A 21916-nucleotide genomic window follows, 5' to 3' on the forward strand; every position below is an offset into this window, starting at 1 on the left:
GAGTGAAAGTGGCTGAGCAGGAATCAAAGGGAAATGAGCATGTTCATACAGACTTTAAAGAACGAATGACTTATGGGGAATATCTTGGCTTAGAACAGCTGTTATCCGCCCAGAAACGCTTATCTGATCATCATGATGAGATGCTCTTTATTATCATTCATCAAGTAAGTGAGTTATGGATGAAGCTAATTCTGCATGAGCTTTGGGCAGCAGTGGATTCTATTCGCAAAGGAGAAATGCAGGAAGCGTTTAAGATGCTGTCCCGCGTGTCCAACATTCAGACACAGATTATACATGGGTGGGACGTCCTGTCTACGCTTACACCAGCAGAATATGTACAATTCAGAGATAAACTGGGTCAGGCCTCAGGTTTTCAGTCGTACCAATACCGTATGGTAGAGTTTGCTTTAGGATATAAAACTCCGCACGTTTTAAAAATTTATGAAAAAGACCCTGCTCTGCACGAGCAGTTACAAGAAGCATTTGAGTCTCCGAGCATATATGATGCGGCGATCGAAAAGTTAATAGAGGCTGGATTTTCAATTAACCCTCAGCTGATAGAACGTGATTATACCAAGGTGTATGAAGCAGATCCTTCGGTTGAAGCAGCTTGGGCAAAAGTTTATAAAAATGTAGATGAATATTGGGAGCTTTACCAATTAGCGGAGAAGCTTGTAGACATTGAAGACTGGCTACAACAGTGGAGGTTCCGGCACATGAAAACAGTCGAGAGAATTATCGGTCATAAGATAGGGACAGGAGGATCGTCGGGGGTTGGATATTTAAAAAAGGTACTGGATCACCGTTTTTTCCCAGAATTGTGGGAAGTACGAACGAAAATCTAAAAAAATAGATTCTTTATAACAAATGTGTTAATTCATTATTACATTTATGTTACACTAAGGTTTGAATAGATAGAGAATAAAGAGGGAATTAACATGAATTCATTTAATATATATTTATCACTCCTTAGTGTAGTGTTGTTGACGGCATGTTCATTTATGATAGCAGACGCGAATGATTCGGGCGAAGCGGCCTCTGATAAACAGGAGCCTTATAAGATAACCAGGGAAACAGAGACGAAAGATATTAAAGAGTACCTGTTCTCCATAGAGTACCCGCAAACACGTAATGATCAAATCGATCAGTCTATCATTGATTACGTTAACCAGGCAAAAGATGCATTTAAAAAAGAAAGTTACGATGCAAAATTGAAGAACAGCCACCAAAAACATACGTTAGATGTAACGTATGATATTCTGCATGAAGACGAGCGGGTATTTGTTGTTAAATTTACTGAAAAGATGGACATGGGTAATCAACCGGAGCAGGAAAAGTACACCGTATTAAATTTTGATAAGTCGAACGGAAAGAGACTGGATCTTGATCATATTTTTACGGAAGATAAAGAGTACTTAGACACCCTGAATGAATTGGCAGATGACCGGGTGGAAGGTAATTTTAATCTCATGAGTGATGATAGGTTCCGTAATTTAGCCGTTATTGGCGATCGAGTGGAAGTATATCTTACAGAGAGAGAAAAGAAAGATGTAGAAGCCGACTCAAAGAAAATTCAAATTCCAAAGGCCGAGTTAAAAGACTTAATGCGGCCGCGTTATGCAGAGATTCATAATTCATGGATTGATTAAGATCATAAAGAAAGCCTGAGCGATCATTCGCTCAGGCTTTCTTTTTTGTAACAGGCGCTAACGTCAGAGGAAGCCTGCAGGGGACGGATGCGTTGTCAGTACCCAGAATTACTTTATTGAATTTCAACTACAGCATTTTATAATAAAGAAGGTTGAAGGCGGATGGACCGAGCCTGCCAGATTTGCACAAAGTCCTCAATCATAGCACTGGCTGTAGGTATCTGTCCTGCTCCAGGACCCCTCAAGGTGACTGAACCTACTAAATCTCCTGTTACATCAATCGCGTTATCCACGCCCTCTACGCTGAATAACCCGTGACTGGAAGGGAGCGAAAGGGGCTCGACTCTTCCTTTTAAGATACCATCTACGAATTCTAGTGAAGCCACGTGGCGAATCTTTTCTCCTCGTCGTTTGGCCGCCTGCAGGTCTTTTTGACCGAGATGGGAAATACCAGTCAAGGGAACCTCTGACCATACAGGCTGTCGGCTGTAAAGAAGCTGGCTTAAAATCATAAGCTTGTAAAAAGCATCATGCCCCTCTACATCATTGGTTGGGTCCGCTTCGGCATACCCTTTTACTTGTGCCTCGTGAAGGGCTTCTGAGAATGATTTATCTTCTTCCTGCATAGCGGTTAAAATATAATTGCTTGTTCCATTTAATATGCCCTGTACTTTAGTTACCTGGTTCGTCTGCAGCAAGGTCTTCAATGTACCTATAATTGGTATCCCGGCTGCGGTTGTTGCTTCATATCCAATTCCGACGTTTTGTGAGGCTCGCTGGAGCAGCTCATGGCCACGGGCAGCGAACATTACTTTATTAGCGGTCACGATATGAATATTTTGGTCAATCGCTTGATTAAGGTAGGAAAAGCTCGGTTCAGCTCCCACCGTAGCTTCAAAAATAACATCCGGACGTTGAGAGAGAATGTCTTCAAAACGATCAGTTACAACGATTTTCTCTGGCAGGGCCCGTTCCTTTTGAATATCATTTACAAGGACACTTTCCAGTTCAACCTCATCACCGAGCAGTTTATAAAGCTGCTGACGCTTTGATTGAATGATTTTATAAATACCCTGGCCGACTGTCCCAAACCCGAGTATAGCTGCTTTAATTGTCATATTAATTCACTGCTCCTTCGTTAAGTTTGTCTTTAATCCATGCTCCCCAGTATGAAAATTCGACTAAGAACCCATCATGTCCATAATCGGTCTCTACATGACAGTGCTCACTATCAGGAGTAATTTGACTTAATGGCTCGATCAGTTCTTTTGGATAGAGTAAGTCGTGTTGAAAGCTGACCGTGTACAGCTTGGCTTTATAAAGTCCTGCAGCGTCCTTCAGTGTCCCGCGGCCCCTGCTTATATCATGATGATTCATGGCTTCCAGCAAATAAAGATAGCTGTTGGCATCGAAACGTTCTTTAATTTTCTCTCCTTGATAGTCCAGGTAAGATTGGATATCAAACAGCGATTCGCTCTGATTGCGGTCAAATCGTTTCTGAAACAATGTTCCGCTCCGATAGGTGACCATCCCAGCCATTCGGGCTATTTCGAACCCTTGCAGCTGCTCGTTCTTATCATAATTCCCATTTGAAAAAGCAGGATCATCCTGAATAGCACGCGCACCAATATGGTTAAAAGCGATCCCGTAATCGCTTAAATAAGGTGTAGCTGCAAGAACATACAGCTGCTTCATGAAATCAGGATAAAGCAGCCCCCATTCGAGTGTCTGCATTCCTCCTAATGACCCTCCAATGACAGCGTGCACCTCATGGATCCCCAGTAACTGCAAAGCCTTAAATTGAGAATGGACCATATCACGGATACTGATTTTTGGAAAGGAAAGGCCATATCGTTCCCCTGTATGCGGGTGAAGAGTTGCTGGACCCGTGGATCCGTGGCAGCCTCCCAGCACATTAAATGTAATCACTTGAAAAACGGTAGTATCAATCGGACACTCTTCCCCTGCGAGACCGTTCCACCATCCTGGGTTATCAGCAGTACCTACAGCATACTGACTGCCTGTAAGAGCATGACAAATAAGGATGACAGGGGCATCCTCAGGGCCGTAACGTTCGTAGGCTAAAGTCACATCAGAAATCTGCTCACCGGACTCGAGAGTGAAGCTGCCAATTGATTGCTGCGAATGAGTATCCTCGGTTGTAATATTTTTAACGGACATAAGAGCCTCCTTGATAATTGACGGCATATTAAAAAACCCTCTTCTCAAAATAAGAAGAGGGCTTTTCATTAGGGTCCTCCTCTTATCTGTCAGATCACTTCTGATCTGTAGGAATTAGCACCTTTTCAAGCCATTGCTTGAAGGTTGCCGGGCATCACAGGGCCTAGTCCCTCTGCCGCTCTAGATAAGAGTTATTTAATTAAGTCGTTGCATTAAAGGTATGTATCGAATTATAGAATGAGAAGCTGCCAATGTCAAACTATTTGTGAAAGTCCCCCAGTACGTTTGAAAGCTATAAAGGTTGGGAAAGTAGGTAAGCAAGACCAACAAAAAAAGGAGAGTTTTTATCATGAAAGAATTTAGTGTAGCACCAAATAAAGATGTAACAGGCTGGATCGTAAAAATAGAGGATATTGCTCCCACTGACGAATATGATGAGCGTGATACAGCAGTAGAAAAAGCGAAAGAACTGGCTCAGGAGAACAAGCCGAGCCGAGTTTTAGTACTGGATCAGAATCATGAAATTGAAGAAGAAATTAAATATTAAGGAAAAGCTCCCGCCGGGGAGTTTTTTTATGGAATAAAACGGATAAAAACGTTACGCTGAAGTTACTAATAATAAGGATGTGCAGTCCTGATGAAGTCTTATGCTGATGTAATTATTGTAGGGGCAAGAGTGGCCGGGGCGAGTCTTGCTGTGTTGTTAGGCAGAATGGGAAAGAAAGTAGTGATGGTTGATAAAGCTTCATTTCCCAGTGACACGCTCTCCACTCATTATTTATCTCACCTTGAATATTTGAGTAAGCTTGATGTGCTGGAAGAAGTTGAAGCAGCCGGTCTAAGAAAGGTTAATAGGATGAGAACGTACATAGGAAATAGTTTTGTAGAAGGGCCCCGTTCTTCGTATACCATCATTCCGAGACGTGAGCGGTTAGATTACATATTAGTAAATAAAGCTTTGAGTTACCCAACGGTTGAACTAAAACAAGGCTGGCAGGCTGTTTCTCTTATCAAAGAAAGGCAGAGGGTCCGCGGTGTAAGAATTAAAGATAGAAAAGGAAGAAAGCAGGTACTTTGCGCCCCTCTTGTGGTAGGGGCAGATGGTAAACATTCGATGGTGGCGAAGTGGTCAGGAGCTGAACAGTATGCAGAGCATTCCCCTGTTCGTCCTGTTTTCTACGGATATTTTCATAACGTCCGTCCACTAATAGAGCCAGCCACTGAAATTTTTCTACAAGAAGGACGAATTGGATTTTTATTTCCGATGGAACCGGGAGTAGATTGCCTAGGATTAGAGGTGCTTCCTGATGAGTTCGTGGAGATAGCTAGGGAACCCAAACGCTTTGAAGAGATCTACCGCCAATTATATGGGATGAATAACAGGCTCAAGGGAGCGTCATTAAAAGGAAGAATTATTGGCACCCCGGGAGTCCCTAACTATTTTAGAACGGCGGGCGGTGAAGGCTGGGCGTTAATAGGGGATGCTGGACATAGTAAAGACCCGAGTACAGGCTTAGGGATCAATGATGCCTTCATGCAGGCTTTTCTGATGGCGGAAGCAATTGAACAGCGGGAGAAGGGGGAACCATGGGACGATCTGGTTCACAAGTTTCAAACAGAAAGGGATGTGCGCCTTGGTCCCGGGTATCGTCTTACGCTGGATTATATCCAGTCAAGAAGGGAATTGTCCCATAACGAGGATGCCCTTTTTCAAGCGATGGCAGCCAATCCTATGGTGTGGAATAAGGTCGTGCCTCATCTGCCGGAACTCTTAAAGCAGCAATCTATTCCGACGCTTTATCAATCCGTTGAACACGAAGCCAGAAGCTTTGGTTTTGACTACTCTTGAAAGAAGGGGAAGCTATGACATGGACAAAAGAAACAGCATTTGCTAAGCTGCAGGAGATTTATACGGATAAAGTTATGCAAGAAGAAAAGCGCAGGATTTTTCAGCAGATATACCGGCACCTATACGAGCATTTGGATGATTTAGCTGTAAAGTCAGGATTGAAGGAAGAAGCAGAAAAACAGCTGAAGTTTTTTAAAGAGTACACCTTCATGCCCGGAGACAACATGTTTCAGTCAATGCGCTACGTTTTCTTACTGGCCCGGGGAGAAAAAGAGCACGATCCAGGTGAAACAGAAAGACATCTCCGCCGTATTTACCGTTCCCTCTTCCAGCCGGCAGGATTGAAGAACCCTTATATCCCTGATTCCTTCTGGTCGACGACTTTAGGAGTCGCCTGCCTGGTTGCTCAGGAAGGGGTAGAGTCAGTCTATCCAATACTTGATGAAATAGTGGAGGCTGAGAATGAATAAGTAAGCCATTCTCAAAAACCCTAACAAAAAAAGGCATTGTCTCCAGTCCGGACAGTGCCTTTTTGTTTATCGTGTTCTTTAAATTTGAAAGAATGTACGGATCTGTCCGGTTATCCCTTTAAACGAATCATCTTCTTCCAAATTAGAAAGCATGCCTTTGATCACTGCTGGGCGTGGTGTGGATTTTTGGATCTCTTCTAATAAAACGGTGATTGTGACTTTAATGTCTCCTTCTGACTTCTCTACCATTTCCTCTAACGTGCTGACAATTGTATCAAGCTGATTGTAATAAAAATCCCCTGGAATAATCTCATTCATTAACTGATCCGTTATGACTGGATGGTCACCAGTGCGGTCAAATCCGTCGACAATAAAATCAGCTCGCTTTAAAATCGATTTACACAATTCCTCTATATCGAACTTCACACCTTCAATAATGATTAAGTCCATATAGGCTTTAAACATCCCCTGCATGAGTAAAGTTACTTCCCAAATAACATGATCGACTTTCTTTCCATAAATGGACAGCAGACTTCTTTTATAAAAAAGGTAGGAGTGGAACCTCATTTTCTGCACAAATGATTCGATGTCTTCATTAAATGGAATGGCCTGCTCGCGAATCTGCATAATAATAAAGTCCCGGTGTTTAATTACCTCTTGATAGGTGACGGTCAACTGGCGGACAAACTTTGTGCGAGGGTCTAAATCCATTGATTGAATTTCGTCGGTTTTTTTCTCGATTTCTTGAGAATAGTGGGTAAATATAGACAACAGCAGCTCGTCCTTCGATTTAAAATGAAGGTAGAATGCTCCTTTGGAAATAGAGCATTCATTAGCAATCTCCTGCACCGAGGTTGTGCTGAATCCTTTTTGAGCAAACAGTTTTATGGCTTGTTCTATAATTTTAATCTTCTTATCTTCCATCTTGTAAACTCCTTCATTTTTGAGCATATTAATAATTTACCCTTGACTTGTGACTGTTCGGTCATTTATATTTTAGAATGAACTGACCGAACAGTCAATTGAAAGGGTGGAGAAATGAAATCGATTATTAATTTTTCAATGAATAACAAATTTGCGATATGGTTCATGACCATTATTATAACCATAGCAGGTTTGTATGCAGGATTAAATATGAAACTGGAAACAATTCCGGATATTGATCCTCCGGTGATTACGGTTACTTCTACATATCCCGGAGCCACACCTGAGGAAGTAGCCGAAGAAATATCAGAGCCATTGGAGAAACAAATCCAAAATTTAAGCGGGGTAGGCACAGTCAGCTCCACTTCTTATCAGAATGCATCAAATGTTCAGGTTGAATACTCTTATGATAAGAGCCTGGATGAGGCAGAGGATGAACTAAATGAAGCGGTAGCTGAAGTAAATCTGCCTGACGAAGTAGAAAGCCCCGAGGTTTCGCGCTTAGATTTTAACGCGTTCCCTGTGGTTAGTTTGAGCGCGATCAGTGAGGACCAGTCACTAGAAGAAATGACTGGTTTGCTTGAAGACGAGGTTATTCCATCTCTGGAAGGGCTGGAAGGAGTAGCTGATGTTCAAGTATCGGGTCAGCAGCTTGAGGAGATCAACCTCGATTTTGATGAGGAGGCTCTATCAGAATACGGACTTGATGAGAGTACGGTAGTAGATATGATTCAAGGGTCTGACGTTTTAATGCCCCTTGGTTTATACACCTTTGATGAAACTGAAAAGTCCGTTCTGATCGATGGTGAGCTCGGGAGCATAGAAGAGTTGGAGAATTTGCAAATCCCTGCAGTTCCTTCGCAAAGCGGAAATCAGACGGGTGAGCAGATGCCTCAGGAAGGAATGGATGAGGGAGATCCTTCTGGACAGATGCCGGAAGGGGAGCAGGAAAATGCGGCTGATATTCCCACGGTGCCACTAGAAGAGCTTGCAGCCATCGAAGTAAAAGGTGAGGCCGAATCTATTTCCAAGACAAATGGAGAGGATTCCGTTTCCTTGCAGATTGTAAAATCACAAGAAGCGAATACGGTTGATGTGGTCAATCTAGTCAAAGATGAAACGGCTCAGTTTGAAGAAGACTTTAATGAAATGGAGTTTATTTATTCCTTTGATCAGGGGGAGCCGATTGAAGAGTCTGTAAGCACAATGCTAAATAAAGCACTCTTCGGCGGATTATTTGCCATCGTCGTCATTCTGTTGTTTTTACGAAATATAAAGACGACTTTGATCTCTGTTATTTCGATCCCGTTGTCTTTATTAATGGCCATCCTGGTATTAAATCAAATGGATATTACCTTAAATATTATGACCCTTGGTGCTATGACGGTAGCTATCGGCAGGGTGGTCGATGACTCTATTGTAGTCGTGGAGAATATTTACCGGCGAATGTCACTTCCAGGTGAAGAGCTGAAAGGTAAGGAGCTTGTTCGTTCAGCGACCCGGGAAATGTTCATGCCGATTCTATCCTCGACAATTGTGACCATCGCTGTTTTCCTGCCGCTGGGACTGGTAGAAGGCGTAGTGGGGCAGGTCTTTCTGCCCTTTGCATTGACGGTAGTATTTGCCTTAATTGCATCATTGATTGTAGCTGTAACCATAGTTCCTATGATGTCGCATTCTCTGCTGAAACCTGAAAAAATTAAACCGCATCAGGAAGAAAAAGGGAATGGCAGATTAGCTAAATGGTATCAATCGTTATTAAATCGTACGTTGAATCATAAAATTATCGCTTCCCTCCTTGCAGTGGGTATTTTAGTCGGAAGTATTGCGCTCCTTCCCCTTGTCGGGGTAAGCTTCCTGCCATCTGAGGATCAGAAAATGGTGATGGCGACGTACAACCCTGAACCAGGGCAGACGACAGAAGATGTGGAAGAGATCGCGGTGGAAGCGCAGGGTTACTTCGAGGGAAGAGAGGGCGCAGATACCATTCAATATTCTGTAGGCGGGGAGAACCCGATGAGTCCTGGTGCCTCTAATCAGGCTGCGTTTAATGTGGAGTACAATGATGATACCGAGCACTTTGAGAGTGAAGCCGAAGAAGTAATTGAAGACCTGCAAAGCTTAACAGACCGGGGAGAGTGGACTTCACAGGACTTCTCCTCAACAGGGTCGAGCAGTGAAGTAGAACTGTTGATTTATGGCGATAACTTAGATGAGATTAATCCTGTGGTCGAAGAAGTTGAAGGAATTTTATCAGAAAGAGATGACCTTACAAGTATAGATTCCAGTGTTTCAGAATCGTATGAAGAATACCAGCTTGTGATCGATCATGATCGTTTAAGCGAATTAGGCTTAACGGCTGGGCAGGTGGGCATGGAATTAAACCAAAGTCCTGAGCGTTCAGTCGTCACAACGGTTGAAGAAGGCTCTGAAGAATTGAATGTTTATACAGCAACAGAGGATGAAGAATATCAGGCGATTGACGACTTAACGAGTAAAGAGATGGAAACAGCCACGGGTGAAACCATCGAAATCAGTGAAGTAGTGGAAGTTGAAGAAGGAAGCACAGCGGATACGGTGACACGCCGGGGCGGTCAAGTATACGCCAGCGTCAGTGCTTCGGTGACCTCTGATGATATTGGTGCTGCCTCTTCTGAAATTCAGGAGGAAATTGATGAAATGGATATACCATCTGGAATGGATATCTCTCTCGGCGGGGTCACAGAGGATATTGAAGAATCATTTACTCAGCTTGGCTTAGCTATGCTTGCAGCCATTGCTATAGTCTATCTGGTGCTCGTAATTTTCTTCGGAGGGGCACTGGCTCCATTTGCCATACTATTCTCCCTTCCGTTTACAATCATTGGGGCTGTACTTGGATTATTGATCAGCGGAGAGACCTTAAGTATTTCTGCCATGATTGGCGGATTGATGCTGATCGGAATTGTAGTGACAAATGCCATCGTTCTAATTGACCGAGTGATCCACAGAGAAAATGAAGGGTTCACGACTAGAGAAGCATTACTTGATGCAGGCGTTACACGACTGCGGCCGATTCTAATGACTGCACTGGCTACGATCGGTGCTCTGCTTCCGTTAGCCTTAGGGTTCGAAGGCGGATCGATTATTAGCAAGGGACTCGGCGTTACAGTTATCGGCGGTCTTGCCAGCTCGACTCTGCTGACATTGTTAATTGTTCCTCTCGTTTACGAAATTTTAAGTAAATGGAGAAAGAAGCCGGTAAAATCTGAATAATCTATAGGGACACCTCCTTTTGTGGGGGTGTTCTTTTTGTGTGAAAAGGGTAAGGTGAGGAGTGAAGTCAAAAGGGGGCTCCCGGGAATGAAAGCGTACGATATTATTTTGGTCGGTGCAGGTCTGGCGGGGTTAACAGCTGCTTCTCGTTTAAGAGAAGCAGGGAAAGAATTTCTTCTCGTTGATAAAGGAAAAAGTGTAGGGGGACGTCTGGCGACGAGGCGCGTAGCTGAAGGAAAAGCTGATCACGGCGCTCAATTTTTTACCGTCCGTACGAAGGAACTCCAGTCGGAAGTAGAACATTGGCTTAAAAAAGGATGGATAATGCACTGGTTTGGTGAGGACTATCCAAGGTATACATCTGTCAACGGAATGAACGGGCTCGCCAAACATTTATCGGAAGGTTTGGAGATAGAATTAAATCATAAAGTTACTCGTGTTTCTAGATCTGCAGATGGGTTTATCGTTACAGCGGATAATGGGAAGGAGTGGCGGGGAAGTAAGTTAATCATAACAACGCCCGCTCCGCAAGCCGTGTCACTTTTACAAAAAAGCGGAATCGACTCAGGCGCTGCAAACGCAATCTCTTTTCTGCCTACTTATGTGGGTATCTTTCATTTCATGAGAAAGACTGATCTTCCGTCGTCGGGGCATATTGATCACCAACTGCCTGAAGGTGTTGAACGAATAGTGGATCATCAGAAAAAAGGGATTTCCAAAGATGTCATTGTCAGTGTATATATGACAGCTGTGTGGTCATATGAACACTACGGGGAGACTGGTGTGCTCGAACTGATGAAAGAGCAGGTAAAGGGGCATCTTCCGTTTGATGATATAAAAGAGGAACAGTTGAAAAAGTGGCGTTATGCCCAGGCTGCCGATACTTTTTCTGGCTCTTATCTAGAAGTGGCTGATGGAGTATTTATGGCTGGAGATGCTTTTTTACGTTCTGATGATTCCGCCGGCCGAACACGCTTCGAAAGCGCCTTTATATCAGGGGTGGACACAGCAGCGGCAATCATGAAATAAAACCAGCGGACATCCTTTGAAAGTGATGTCCGCTGGTTTGTGGAAATACCCATAAACCTCTGAGAATCGCCCACAAAAATCAATAAACGCCCATAAATTACTGTAAATGCTCATAAATCAAGTTATCCGCCCGTAATTCTAAAAATCCGCCCATAACGGAATTCCGTGCTCTCTAACTCGCACGCGATTCATATTTTTTCAATCGCTTCATTCGGGAAAAAGTATACACCGCTAACCCCGCCCAAATCAAAGTGAATGAGACGGCGTGCACTTCTGTAAAAGGCTCGTCGTATAAAAATACGCCAAGAATCAACATGATCGAAGGTGCAATATATTGCAGGAAACCGACCATCGATAGAGGAATACGCTTAGCCCCAGCCGCAAACAGCAGCAGCGGGATCGCTGTAGCAATACCGGCTCCAAATACGAGCACCGTGTTCCATGACACCCATTCGACCTGCTCGTAGGTCTGCTTAATCCCTAAGAGGTAAATAAGGGCGATAGGGGAGACGATCAATGTTTCAATCATTAGTCCAAACATAGCATTTAACGGAACTAATTTCTTGAGAAGGCCGTACATGCCGAAGCTGAACGCAAGTAACAGGGCGATCCATGGCACCGAGCCAAAGTGGATGGTCATGTAAATCACGCCGCTGCCGGCAAGCAGGAAAGCAATCCACTGAGGTCTGCTGAATGTCTCTTTTAATACAATCATTCCAAGTAAAATGCTGACGAGGGGATTGATGTAGTAGCCTAGACTGGCTTCAATTACGTGATTATTGTTCACGCCCCATATGTATGTCAGCCAGTTGAGGCTGATCATAAAGGAGGCAAGGGTTATGCCGACCAGACTTCGCTTCTTACGCCACACTTGCTTTGCTTCATCGATGAATTGCTTTTTTTTCCTAAGTACAAGGATAACCAGGGTCATGAAAACAGCGGACCAGATGATACGGTGAGCTAATATTTCGAATGGAGGAATGTGCTGCATCAGCTTCCAGTAAATAGGGAGAAATCCCCATAACACATATGCTCCGGTAGTATATATAATTCCTAATTTATCGTCATCAAGCATAAGTTAAAACCCTTTCCTGAATACTACTGCTATTTTAGCCAACTAAAGTGCAAATGAAAAGGAAAAGGTTTAAAGGTAAGAGTCTGTTCATTCATGATGATTTTTCTAAATGTACCCATCTAATAGGGGGGGCGGGCTATGTTGACGATCCATAGGCTGACGCCTTCTGGGTTCTACCCAATCCAGCTAAATGACCCGTCCAGCCTCCAAAAGACCACTCACAATCGTTAATCGCTTGTTTAGAATATGAAAAGATACTTGACCTAACTATAAACGAGGAAAAAAGAGGCTCGGACATAAATGAAGCAGTGATGTCAAAAAACGAACATTTGTATAAACGAAGATGATCAGCGAAGCATTTTGACGGAGCGATGGTGTGAATTTTCTTTAACATAAATAACCCGAACTGATTTCTACAGAATTATTCGGATTATTCTATGATTTATTCAGTTTTGTCTCAGCCTCTTTATACTGGTTACGGTCTATTCTTTTTCCATTTCCTTGTAGTTTTATGTGTTTTATCATGCTGGTACGAATGCGTTACGGTTGATCGGACTGTTCGCTTAAGTCTTCGTCGTCATAAGGGATATATCTGACTTCATCTGTGTCACTGTATGCAATTTTCTTCAGCGGCTTTTTGGCCGGGCCTTCTAAAACCTCGCCGTCAAATGAGAAGCGTGATCCATGACATGGACAATCCCAGCTATGTTCCCCACTGTTCCATTCCACTTCACACCCCATATGTGTACAGGTGGTATCTAATACATGCAGCTCACCATTTTCATCTTTATACGCGCCAGCCCGTTCTCCTTTCCACTGAATCACAGCCCCTTCACCCTTTAACAGCGCTTCAGGGCGGGTTCCTACAAGTTCTAGTTTGCCTTCCATTAAATGGGCGGCTACGTTTGAGTTGTTCTTCAAAAATTCTTTCATGCTCGGGTCGGCTTTAAAGCGGGATGGTGTAAATATGGATTTATAGAGCGAATCGCGCCCCATAACGTAGTCGGTGAGCAGTTCACCAGCAACCCGGCTGTTCGTCATCCCCCATTTTCTGAAACCAGTTGCGAGAAATACTCGTTTATTGTCCTTACGAATCGGTCCAATATAAGGAATTTTATCGAGAGTGGTTAAATCCTGAGCAGACCATTGAAAAAGCTTCGATTTGATTCCAAACGTGCGGCTCGCAAACTCTTCCAGTGCATTGTAGTGGAACAGGTTCTCGCCGCCTTCTCCAGTGCGATGGCTTTCCCCGCCGATGAGCAGTAGTTTTTTTCCATCGTATTCAGCGGATCGGATGGACCGTTTGGGGTCATCGATCGATAGAAACATTCCGCCTTTCCATTCCTTCTCAGGTTCAATTGCGATCACGTAAGAACGTTCTGCATACATCCGGCTGAAATAAAATCCTTTACCATCGTGAAAAGGGAAGTGAGTGCAGATAACTAACTGATCACAAGAAAGAACAGAATCCTGGTCTGTTTCTATTTCTATACGATTATTCTCATGGACTTTTACTGCAGTCGTATTTTCATATATTTTTCCGCCTGAATTTAAAAATTCTTCAATTAGCGTCGATAAGTAAAGAAGAGGGTGAAATTGAGCCTGGTTCGTCATAGCAAGAGTTGAAGACACTTCTGCATCAAACGGGAGATGAGCTTCAATTGGCTGAGAAATATTCAGTCGTTCATAGGCTTCCCGTTCTCTTTCTAATTTTTTCGCTCCTTCCTTTGTCGTAGCATAGAGACAGGCGTCCTGGCGTGACCATTCACAATAAATATCCAATTCCTGAATGCTGTTCTCGATGGATGTTATGGCATCGGACTGGGCTTGGTAATATAAAGCTGCATGGTCTTCACCAAAATGGTCGATGAGTTCATGGTAAATCAGCCCATGCTGGGCGGTAACCTTTGCGGTAGTATGACCACTCGTTCCATTCAGCAGACGGCCTGCTTCAATAAGCGTGACCTTTTTACCTTCCCTGGCGAGCAGATAGGCTGTTGTTATGCCGGTAATTCCTCCTCCGACCACTGCCACTTCAGTATCTTGAGCTTCAGTTAATGATTCGAAGGAAGGAAGGTTTGCTTCTTTTTTCCATAGCGGTTCTGGATGCGTCCAATCTAATTTTTTATCCATAATCAACCTCCTGAGGGTCGCTTTTTTTCAGTTTGTCCCATGGGAGAAAAATCATGTAAGAGAAATTTGTATATCTTCATTGTATACTGGAATAAAGAACCTTTATAGAAAGGGGAATGGTGAGTGGAAGTATTTGTTGCCAGACAGCCGATTATCAATCTACAGAATGAGATTCACGGGTATGAGATTTTATATCGAAATAGTGAAGAAAATACGTTCCCTCATACAGACGGCAGCAAAGCAACGAAAGAAGTATTAGTTAATAGTTTTTTAACGATTGGGCTTGAGCGTCTCTCCCAAAACAAGCCGTGCTTTATTAATTTCACAGAAGACTTACTTTTAGAAAAGATACCTGAATACTTTGATTCAAGTAAATTGATTGTGGAGGTTTTAGAAGATGTGGCCTGGAACAGAGATTTAGTGAGGGTGTGCCGGGAACTCAAGAAAAAGGGATTCTCCATTGCATTAGACGATATTATGAGTGTCGAACAGACAGATATTGATGATCTTCTTACATATGTAGATATTCTAAAAGTAGACATTCGTCAGTCTTCGGCTGAAGTCCGGAAACAAATTGCAGAGATCGCACTGAGTAAAGGAATCACATTACTGGCAGAGAAGGTAGAGACTTCGGATGAGCTCGAACAGTGCAGGGAGGAAGGGTTTGAGCTTTTTCAAGGCTATTATATCAGCCGGCCGGTTATTATTTCAGCAGTGGACATTCCGCTTTACCACTCTTCCTATTATCAAGTTATTAAAGAGCTTTCGGTAGAAGAAGACAAAATTGATAAAGAGCGAGTTATTCAAATCTTTCAAGGTGATTTATCTTTAACGTATAAGCTTCTCCGTTTAATTAATTTTTCATCTGCCTTATCTGAACCGGTACATACGATAAAACAGGCGGTTCAGCTATTTGGAATGAAGCCGCTTAAAAAATGGCTGTATGTTTTTACAGTCGAAGAGGAAGGACCGGCCCCTGCTTCTCAGGAAGCGATGAAGTCCAGTCTGCAGAGGGCAAAAATGTGTGAGCAGATTGGGATCAGCATAGGACATAACCGTGTCGGTGAGGAATACTTTCTAACAGGGCTGCTGTCGTCTGTCGATATAATAACTGGCAGTTCTCCACAGGAAGTGATGACTGCTCTGCCTTTGGATCTATCAATTAAACAAGCGCTAAAAGGAGAGAAGAACATGCATCGATGCATACTCGACGTAGTCGTGGCCGTAGAGAAGGCAGACTTCGACTGCTTAGATCCTAAGCTCGAAGAATTAGGGATCAGTTTAAATGAGATTCTTGAAATATATGGTCAGGCAATTGCTTGGACAGAGCAGCTTTATAATCGCCACTTAAGTCTTGAGGAAGTGCACGGGTAGAATTTACAAATCCACTATGATATATTAAAGGACGTGCTTGCATTGGCAAGCTTTCTTTTTGGTATAACCGTTACCCAGGTAACGAATCGGAGGGATCAAAGTGTCATTAGTGTTTCACCATATTTTACAGCTGTCACGTGAAGTGAATTATTATCTGAATGAAGCTCTTAAAGATGAGGATATTTATATGTCTCATTGGGCTGTTATTTTTCAGCTTCATGAAAATGGACAATTAACTCAAAAACAATTAAAGGATAAATTAAACATAGAAGCTCCGCCCTTATCCCGTACTATAACGCGGTTGGAGGAGCTGGGTTATGTAGAGAAATTCACAAGTGCTGATAAACGGACCAATAATATTAAGCTTACAGCTGCAGGCGAGTCGAATTATCCGAGGTGGCAGTCCTCTATCCAAAAGGCTGAAGCCATTCTTCTTAACCAACTTGGCGAGCAGCGTAAAAATGAATTAGACGCTCATATTCAGACATTGTCTTCTGTCATTCATAACATAAAGGGGGGAGATCAATGACTTCCCGCGCTAAATTGTGGACGTGGAGTTTTATTAACGTTTGGATTAGTAACTTTTTTGTATTTCTTGTATTTTACTTATTGTTTGTCACAATGCCCGTATATGTCATGGAGGATATACAAGCGGGTGAAGGAGCAGCCGGGCTTGTTATTACGATCTTTCTACTAGCTGCCATTTTAATACGCCCCTTGACAGGACACTGGGTCGAAACCATTGGCCGGATGCCGATTCTAATAATAGCCCTTTCTATTTTTGGGATCAGCTCGCTGCTTTATGTAACGACAGATTCGCTTGTTATGATCTTATTGATCCGTTTTCTTCATGGGATTGGATTTGGTATGGCATCTACTGTGCTGGGTGCCCTGGCTGCAGACGTTGTTCCTCGGCAACGGAAAGGAGAAGGGATGGGGTACTTTGCTATGTCAATGAATTTTGCCATGGTCGTTGGTCCATTTCTTGGTTTAACTCTTATTCAATCATTCAGTTACCCTGTCATGTTTATCAGCTGTATCACAGCAGCTGTCATTGCTTTTCTTACAGGTGTTACAATTAAAGCTCCAAAGGCTCAGCGTTTATCTCAAGGTGAGAGAGAAAGCGTAATCCCTAAATTGGACGGGCTGTTTGAAAAGTCAGTCATCCCAATCGCCATTACTGGAGCTATTGTAGCTTTAGCTTATGCCGGAGTACTCTCGTTTGTTTCCGTATATGCCAAAGGTTTAGGGCTTGAAGAAGCTTCAAGTTACTTTTTTGTTGTATATGCTGTTGTTTTATTAATTTCAAGGCCCTTTACCGGCCGGTGGTTTGACCGTTACGGAGAGAACGTAATTGTGATTCCGTCCATTATCACCTTCGGGGTCGGGCTGATTGTTTTAAGTCTGGCTGATAATTCAGTCATGCTGCTGATTGCAGGAGGATTGATCGGACTCGGATGGGGTACGATGGTGCCGAGCATGCAGACCATTGCACTCCAAAAAGTACCGGAACGGGCCGGCTCTGCTACGGCTACATTTTTCACTATTTTTGATACTGGAGTAGGGTTTGGTTCCTACGTGGTAGGGGCTGCGGCCTCAGGTATAGGATTATCATCTCTTTACTTCCAAAGCTCTTTCTTTGTGTTTGCAGCAGTCTTTTTATACATTTGGCTGCATGGCCGAAAAATGAAATCCAGTGTTCAGTCTAAAATGGAGTACTCTTCTTAAAAGGGAGAGTACTCTTTTTTCTAATACTTTGCTTTTCTGAGTGATAGGAGGATGGCGGGCTTTCATTAAGTCAGGACTGCTCTGTAAATGAAGGATGTTTTGAGGAAACACATCCCTTCTCATAAGTTTTTTAACGGTTACAACCAGGACAAGCTGCATAGGTTGTAAAGAAGGGAGGAATTTTAATATGAGGGAACATAAAGAGACATTGTATATTCATGGAAAAGATATGTGTGTAACTTCTCATAGAAGCCTGTCCCTGCCTATTTTTCAAACGTCTACTTTCGCTTTTCCAACGGCTGAGGAGGGAGAAAGGCGATTTGCGGGAGAAGAACAGGGATATATTTATTCAAGATTAGGCAATCCGACGGTTCAGGCGCTGGAAGAAAAGACAGCAGCAGCGGAAGGTGGAGAGAGGGCTTTAGCTTTTGCCTCGGGGATGGCAGCGGCTTCTGCAATAATTACAGCCCTGACCAAAGCTGGAGATCATATCCTTTGTTCAAATGGCCTTTACGGCTGTACGTATGGTTTGTTAAGTTTACTGCAAAAAAAGTATAATATTACTCATCATTTTTCTAATATGCGGAATGAAGCTGAAATTCTAAATCAAATCAAACCCAATACATCGTGTATCTTTATTGAAACTCCTATTAATCCTACGATGAGAGTCATTGATCTTAAAATGGTGTCAGAAGCTGCCCGCCGGCATGGCATTCCCGTAGTGGTGGATAACACGTTTTCTTCACCATATTTGCAGCAGCCGCTCACCCTTGGCTGTGATATCGTCCTTCATAGTGCCACAAAATATTTAAATGGACACGGGGATATGATCGGCGGTATTGTGGTGGGAAATAAAAACTTCATAGAAGAACTGGCTTACACTGTTCGAAAAGATATGGGCGGCATTATGAACCCTTTTGACGCCTGGCTGTTGAATAGAGGATTAAAAACGCTTCATGTTCGAATGGACCGTCATTGTTCCAATGCTGAGCAGCTGGTTCGCTGTTTAAAGCAGCATGAAAATGTCTCTGAAGTATTCTATCCTACTGACCCCGCGCATCCTGATTACAAGGTTGCCTGTAACCAAATGAAAAAGGGAGGCGGGGTCATTTCTTTTAGAATAAGAGGGTCTAAATCAGACGCCATGAAGATGATGAATCAGTTGAACTTAGTAAAGATTGCTGTTAGTCTTGGAGACGCTGAAACGCTGATTCAGCACCCTGCTGCCATGACTCACTCTGCTATTCCACCTGGAGATAGAGAGGCAATGGGAGTGGATGACAGGATGGTGCGTTTATCAGTTGGGCTGGAATCATGGAAAGATATTTGGAATGATTTAGAACAGTCGCTGGATCGACTTTAATACGCTGGATGAGATGTCCAGCCCTACATATGATAAGGTTTACTGATATTGAATAAGGGAACTAAAAAGATATCAGCAGATTATTAACACATTCATTCCACCGAAAGGAAGAGGATACACATGTTAAAGAAATTATTTGGTAAAAAAAGTGTTGAAGAAAATATCGTAGCCCCATTAAGCGGAAAAGTAGTTTCACTTGATGAAGTACCGGATCCTGTCTTCAGCCAGCGTATGATGGGGGATGGTGTTGCTATTGAGCCTTCGAATGGTAAAGTGGTCAGCCCGGTTGATGGAGAAGTGGTTCAGCTTTTCCCAACTAACCATGCTGTAGGAATAAAAACGAAGTCAGGGATTGAAGTGCTCGTTCATATCGGACTGGAAACCGTAGCTATGGAAGGGGAAGGGTTTGAAGGTCACGTCATGACAGGAGATAAAGTCAAAGCCGGAGATGCCCTTATTACATTTGATACTGACTTAGTTAATGAAAAAGCGAAAAGCACGATTACCCCAATCGTCATTACAAACTATGATGACGTGGTTGAACAATTCGAGCCGGCGTATAGTGATACGGCTGACGCTGGAGAAACAACTGTCATTACTCTGCAGACAAAATAATAAATGCGGCCGGGAACCTAACGTTACCACAGCGTTAGGTTCTTTTATAAGGGTGCTGCGAAATTGAATGGAAAGAATTTATTGGAAAACGCTTTAGTGTCATTCCGTGTAAATTTACTCTTTAATACAGCCTATGAAACAGCTAAGGAGGGGAAAGAAGTGAATACAAAAGATGAGCAATTAAGAGCTGCTGCAGCGGCAGAAATAAAGAAACACGAGGAGAAAGTCCAGTCAGATCCTTACAGGCTTTCGTTTCACCATATGCCCCCGGTCGGTTTACTCAATGACCCGAATGGCCTGGTGCACTGGAATGGGGAGTATCATGTATTTTACCAGTGGATGCCGTTTAAACCGGGCCATGGTGAGAAGTTCTGGGGTCATTACATAAGTAAGGACCTGGTGAATTGGAGGCATGAACGCATCGCTCTCACCCCATCTGAGTGGTATGACAAGGATGGTTGTTACTCAGGAAGTGCGATTGTTCATAATGAGCAGCTTTACCTTTTTTACACAGGTAACGTCTTCAACGAAAAAGGGGAGCAGGAGGAGTACCAGTGTCTTGCCACCTCTTCAGACGGGCTCTACTTTGAAAAGGAAGGGCCAATTATCCATGTGCCGGAAGGATATACGAGTAATTTCCGTGATCCTAAAGTATGGAAAGGGGAAGGGCGCTGGTATTTGGCTGTAGGAGCGCAGAATAATGATGAACAGGGAAAGGTGCTCCTGTATCGCTCAACAGATCTTCTGGATTGGGAACTGCTAGGACCTATTGCCGGATCGAATGAAAATCGTCTCGGTGATTTCGGCTTCATGTGGGAGTGTCCAGATTTCTTCAGGCTGGAGGAGCAGGATATTTTGATAGTGTCCCCCCAGGGACTGCAGCAGGATGGTATGAAGTACAATAACACCTACCAAAGCGGCTATTTTGCCGGTCAGCTGAGAGAAGAAGAGGCGAGCTTTGAACATGGAACATTTTGTGAACTAGACCGGGGGTTTGAATTCTATGCGCCGCAGACTTTCCTTGATAATAAGGACCGCCGTATCCTGTACGGATGGATGGGCGTGCCCGATCAAAATGAGCCTTCCCATCCTACAGTGGTAAATCAATGGATCCACGCGCTTACAATTCCACGCGTGTTAGAGTGGACGGAAGGGCAGCTGATCCAACAGCCTGTATCTGAGCTTGAAGAGATGAGAGAAGCTGTCCTTCTGCATTCCGAAATTACGATTTCCAATGACCAAAAAGCGGTCCGCGGTGTAGGAGGTAAACCTGTTGAGCTGCGGATTGAAATAGAAGAAGTTGAGGATCAGCTGGCATTAGAAATTTTTCATTATGCATCGTTCAGCTACAAAAGGCGTGATGGCATTCTCACCTTATCCCGCCCCCAGCTGGAGGATAAGAGTAAAACAGAATTCCGCCAGACTGTACTGAAGGAAGAATTAAAAGAGCTGCGTATCTTTATTGACCATTCATCTCTGGAGATTTTCGTAAATGGCGGTAAAGAAGTATTCACGAGCAGGATATTTCCTCAGCCGGAAGATGAGGATATCTTGTTTACGTCATTAGGTAACTCTACATTTTCTATAGAAAAGTGGAAGCTGAGCGGTTACCGTACTCAGCTTTAATGAAGTATGGTACGATAGGGTAATCAACACTGACGAAGGGGTAAAAGAGCATGCATTATTCAAAGCTCAAAGCCGAGGAGCGGAGAGAAAACATTTTATCTTATTTAAAACAAAGCAAAGAGCCAATCAAAGGCCATTCCTTGGCAAACACGATGAACGTAACGCGGCAGGTAATTGTAGGGGATATTTCACTCCTTAAAGCAGGTGGTGAACCGATAGTTGCTACAAGTCAGGGCTATGTCTATATGAGCCATGCGAATAACCAATTCGCTTATCGTGAAATCATTGTATGTCAGCATCGTCCGGACCAGACAGAGGAAGAGCTTACTATTTTAGTGGATCACGGTGTACATGTGATTGATGTTATTGTGGAACACCCGGTCTATGGGGATTTAACAGCAAGTCTTGGAATATCGAACCGCAGGGATGTAGCTAGACTGATTGAGCAGCTTGATCAAACTGGAGCACAGTATCTGGCTCAGTTAACAGGGGGGCTGCACACACATACGATAGCAGCCCACCAGCGGGATGCTTTAGAGGAAGCAAAGATAGCACTTGCCAGAAAAGGAATCTTAGTAGAGCCTTAATTGAGAGAAGGTCTTATAGGCCTTCTCTTTTTCATAGAATTTCGCTTTTTCCTGTTTT

At 43.4% G+C, this 21916-nt stretch carries 19 protein-coding genes and 1 riboswitch; of the genes, 14 read left to right on the forward strand and 5 right to left on the reverse strand.

Going from position 1 to position 21916, the window contains the following annotated elements; genetic code table 11:
- Positions 1–8: 8 nt before the first annotated feature.
- Positions 9–845 (forward strand): tryptophan 2,3-dioxygenase, encoded by an 837-nt coding sequence (gene kynA, locus LF822_RS10830; RefSeq protein ID WP_371925883.1) that lies wholly within the window; start codon positions 9–11, stop codon positions 843–845.
- A gap of 93 nt (positions 846–938) precedes the next feature.
- Complete coding sequence (locus LF822_RS10835) at positions 939–1649, forward strand: hypothetical protein (protein WP_253924043.1); 711 nt, start codon at positions 939–941, stop codon at positions 1647–1649.
- Between the two features lie 137 nt (positions 1650–1786).
- On the opposite strand, the gene LF822_RS10840 is transcribed toward LF822_RS10835, so the two are convergent.
- Complete coding sequence (locus LF822_RS10840; protein WP_253924044.1) at positions 1787–2767, reverse strand: homoserine dehydrogenase; 981 nt, start codon at positions 2765–2767, stop codon at positions 1787–1789.
- Position 2768: 1 nt separating this feature from the next.
- The gene (metX, locus tag LF822_RS10845; protein WP_253924045.1) at positions 2769–3830 is read right to left on the reverse strand and encodes a homoserine O-acetyltransferase MetX; all 1062 of its coding nucleotides are present in this window, start codon (positions 3828–3830) and stop codon (positions 2769–2771) included.
- A 79-nt stretch (positions 3831–3909) separates the two neighbouring features.
- Positions 3910–4021: riboswitch (SAM riboswitch) on the reverse strand.
- Positions 4022–4179: 158 nt separating this feature from the next.
- On the opposite strand from metX, the gene LF822_RS10850 reads away from it, so the two are divergent.
- The 3 genes from LF822_RS10850 to LF822_RS10860 all read left to right on the forward strand — a co-directional run bounded on the left by LF822_RS10850 (position 4180) and on the right by LF822_RS10860 (position 6149).
- Positions 4180–4377: a DUF2188 domain-containing protein gene (locus LF822_RS10850; RefSeq protein ID WP_253924046.1), complete on the forward strand. Its 198-nt coding sequence runs from the start codon at positions 4180–4182 to the stop codon at positions 4375–4377.
- Between the two features lie 90 nt (positions 4378–4467).
- Entirely contained in the window at positions 4468–5679 is a 1212-nt protein-coding gene (locus tag LF822_RS10855) for an NAD(P)/FAD-dependent oxidoreductase (RefSeq protein WP_253924047.1), read from the forward strand.
- A gap of 14 nt (positions 5680–5693) precedes the next feature.
- A complete protein-coding gene (locus tag LF822_RS10860) occupies positions 5694–6149 on the forward strand; it encodes a hypothetical protein (protein ID WP_253924048.1) in 456 nt (151 codons plus the stop codon).
- Between the two features lie 78 nt (positions 6150–6227).
- Here LF822_RS10860 and LF822_RS10865 read toward each other — a convergent pair whose 3' ends face one another.
- Positions 6228–7073 carry a TetR/AcrR family transcriptional regulator gene (locus tag LF822_RS10865; protein ID WP_253924049.1) on the reverse strand — a complete coding sequence of 282 codons (846 nt, stop codon included), beginning with the start codon at positions 7071–7073 and terminating at the stop codon, positions 6228–6230.
- Between the two features lie 114 nt (positions 7074–7187).
- Between LF822_RS10865 and LF822_RS10870 the strand changes: the two genes are divergently transcribed.
- Complete coding sequence (locus tag LF822_RS10870; protein ID WP_253924050.1) at positions 7188–10328, forward strand: efflux RND transporter permease subunit; 3141 nt, start codon at positions 7188–7190, stop codon at positions 10326–10328.
- An 87-nt stretch (positions 10329–10415) separates the two neighbouring features.
- Positions 10416–11357, forward strand: a complete 942-nt coding sequence (locus tag LF822_RS10875) for an NAD(P)/FAD-dependent oxidoreductase (RefSeq protein WP_253924051.1) — start codon at positions 10416–10418, stop codon at positions 11355–11357.
- 172 nt (positions 11358–11529) lie between these two features.
- On the opposite strand, the gene rarD is transcribed toward LF822_RS10875, so the two are convergent.
- Positions 11530–12432, reverse strand: coding sequence for an EamA family transporter RarD (gene rarD, locus LF822_RS10880; protein ID WP_253924052.1), 903 nt, complete (start codon positions 12430–12432; stop codon positions 11530–11532).
- Positions 12433–12972: 540 nt separating this feature from the next.
- Positions 12973–14565, reverse strand: a complete 1593-nt coding sequence (locus LF822_RS10885) for an FAD-dependent oxidoreductase (RefSeq protein WP_253924053.1) — start codon at positions 14563–14565, stop codon at positions 12973–12975.
- A gap of 123 nt (positions 14566–14688) precedes the next feature.
- Here LF822_RS10885 and LF822_RS10890 point away from each other — a divergent pair, with 123 nt between their 5' ends.
- The 7 genes from LF822_RS10890 (at position 14689) to LF822_RS10920 (ending at position 21858) form a co-directional block, all read left to right on the forward strand.
- Positions 14689–15939, forward strand: a complete 1251-nt coding sequence (locus tag LF822_RS10890; protein ID WP_253924054.1) for an EAL and HDOD domain-containing protein — start codon at positions 14689–14691, stop codon at positions 15937–15939.
- 100 nt (positions 15940–16039) lie between these two features.
- Positions 16040–16468, forward strand: a complete 429-nt coding sequence (locus tag LF822_RS10895; protein ID WP_253924055.1) for a MarR family winged helix-turn-helix transcriptional regulator — start codon at positions 16040–16042, stop codon at positions 16466–16468.
- Positions 16465–17667 carry an MFS transporter gene (locus LF822_RS10900; protein WP_253924056.1) on the forward strand — a complete coding sequence of 401 codons (1203 nt, stop codon included), beginning with the start codon at positions 16465–16467 and terminating at the stop codon, positions 17665–17667. The genes LF822_RS10895 and LF822_RS10900 overlap by 4 nt, the downstream gene beginning before the upstream one ends.
- 187 nt (positions 17668–17854) lie before the next feature.
- Positions 17855–19030: a methionine gamma-lyase gene (gene megL / locus LF822_RS10905; RefSeq protein WP_256521835.1), complete on the forward strand. Its 1176-nt coding sequence runs from the start codon at positions 17855–17857 to the stop codon at positions 19028–19030.
- 120 nt (positions 19031–19150) lie between these two features.
- Entirely contained in the window at positions 19151–19645 is a 495-nt protein-coding gene (locus LF822_RS10910) for a PTS sugar transporter subunit IIA (RefSeq protein ID WP_253924057.1), read from the forward strand.
- Between the two features lie 159 nt (positions 19646–19804).
- The gene (locus LF822_RS10915) at positions 19805–21271 is read left to right on the forward strand and encodes a glycoside hydrolase family 32 protein (protein ID WP_253924058.1); all 1467 of its coding nucleotides are present in this window, start codon (positions 19805–19807) and stop codon (positions 21269–21271) included.
- A 50-nt stretch (positions 21272–21321) separates the two neighbouring features.
- Entirely contained in the window at positions 21322–21858 is a 537-nt protein-coding gene (locus tag LF822_RS10920) for a transcription repressor NadR (protein WP_253924059.1), read from the forward strand.
- Positions 21859–21916 lie beyond the last annotated feature (58 nt).

Source organism: Halobacillus sp. A5, from assembly GCF_024189315.1.
Lineage (GTDB): Bacteria > Bacillota > Bacilli > Bacillales > Halobacillaceae > Halobacillus_A.

Bases quoted from the DNA above. Each gene is read 5' to 3' on its own strand.
- LF822_RS10860 (WP_253924048.1), top strand. From the start codon at position 5,694: ATGACATGGACAAAAGAAACAGCATTTGCTAAGCTGCAGGAGATTTAT.
- LF822_RS10910 (WP_253924057.1), top strand. From the start codon at position 19,151: ATGTTAAAGAAATTATTTGGTAAAAAAAGTGTTGAAGAAAATATCGTA.
- megL (WP_256521835.1), top strand. From the start codon at position 17,855: ATGAGGGAACATAAAGAGACATTGTATATTCATGGAAAAGATATGTGT.
- LF822_RS10900 (WP_253924056.1), top strand. From the start codon at position 16,465: ATGACTTCCCGCGCTAAATTGTGGACGTGGAGTTTTATTAACGTTTGG.
- LF822_RS10875 (WP_253924051.1), top strand. From the start codon at position 10,416: ATGAAAGCGTACGATATTATTTTGGTCGGTGCAGGTCTGGCGGGGTTA.
- LF822_RS10885 (WP_253924053.1), bottom strand. From the start codon at position 14,565: ATGGATAAAAAATTAGATTGGACGCATCCAGAACCGCTATGGAAAAAA.
- LF822_RS10850 (WP_253924046.1), top strand. From the start codon at position 4,180: ATGAAAGAATTTAGTGTAGCACCAAATAAAGATGTAACAGGCTGGATC.
- LF822_RS10840 (WP_253924044.1), bottom strand. From the start codon at position 2,767: ATGACAATTAAAGCAGCTATACTCGGGTTTGGGACAGTCGGCCAGGGT.
- LF822_RS10870 (WP_253924050.1), top strand. From the start codon at position 7,188: ATGAAATCGATTATTAATTTTTCAATGAATAACAAATTTGCGATATGG.
- LF822_RS10855 (WP_253924047.1), top strand. From the start codon at position 4,468: ATGAAGTCTTATGCTGATGTAATTATTGTAGGGGCAAGAGTGGCCGGG.
- metX (WP_253924045.1), bottom strand. From the start codon at position 3,830: ATGTCCGTTAAAAATATTACAACCGAGGATACTCATTCGCAGCAATCA.
- LF822_RS10835 (WP_253924043.1), top strand. From the start codon at position 939: ATGAATTCATTTAATATATATTTATCACTCCTTAGTGTAGTGTTGTTG.
- LF822_RS10920 (WP_253924059.1), top strand. From the start codon at position 21,322: ATGCATTATTCAAAGCTCAAAGCCGAGGAGCGGAGAGAAAACATTTTA.
- rarD (WP_253924052.1), bottom strand. From the start codon at position 12,432: ATGCTTGATGACGATAAATTAGGAATTATATATACTACCGGAGCATAT.
- LF822_RS10865 (WP_253924049.1), bottom strand. From the start codon at position 7,073: ATGGAAGATAAGAAGATTAAAATTATAGAACAAGCCATAAAACTGTTT.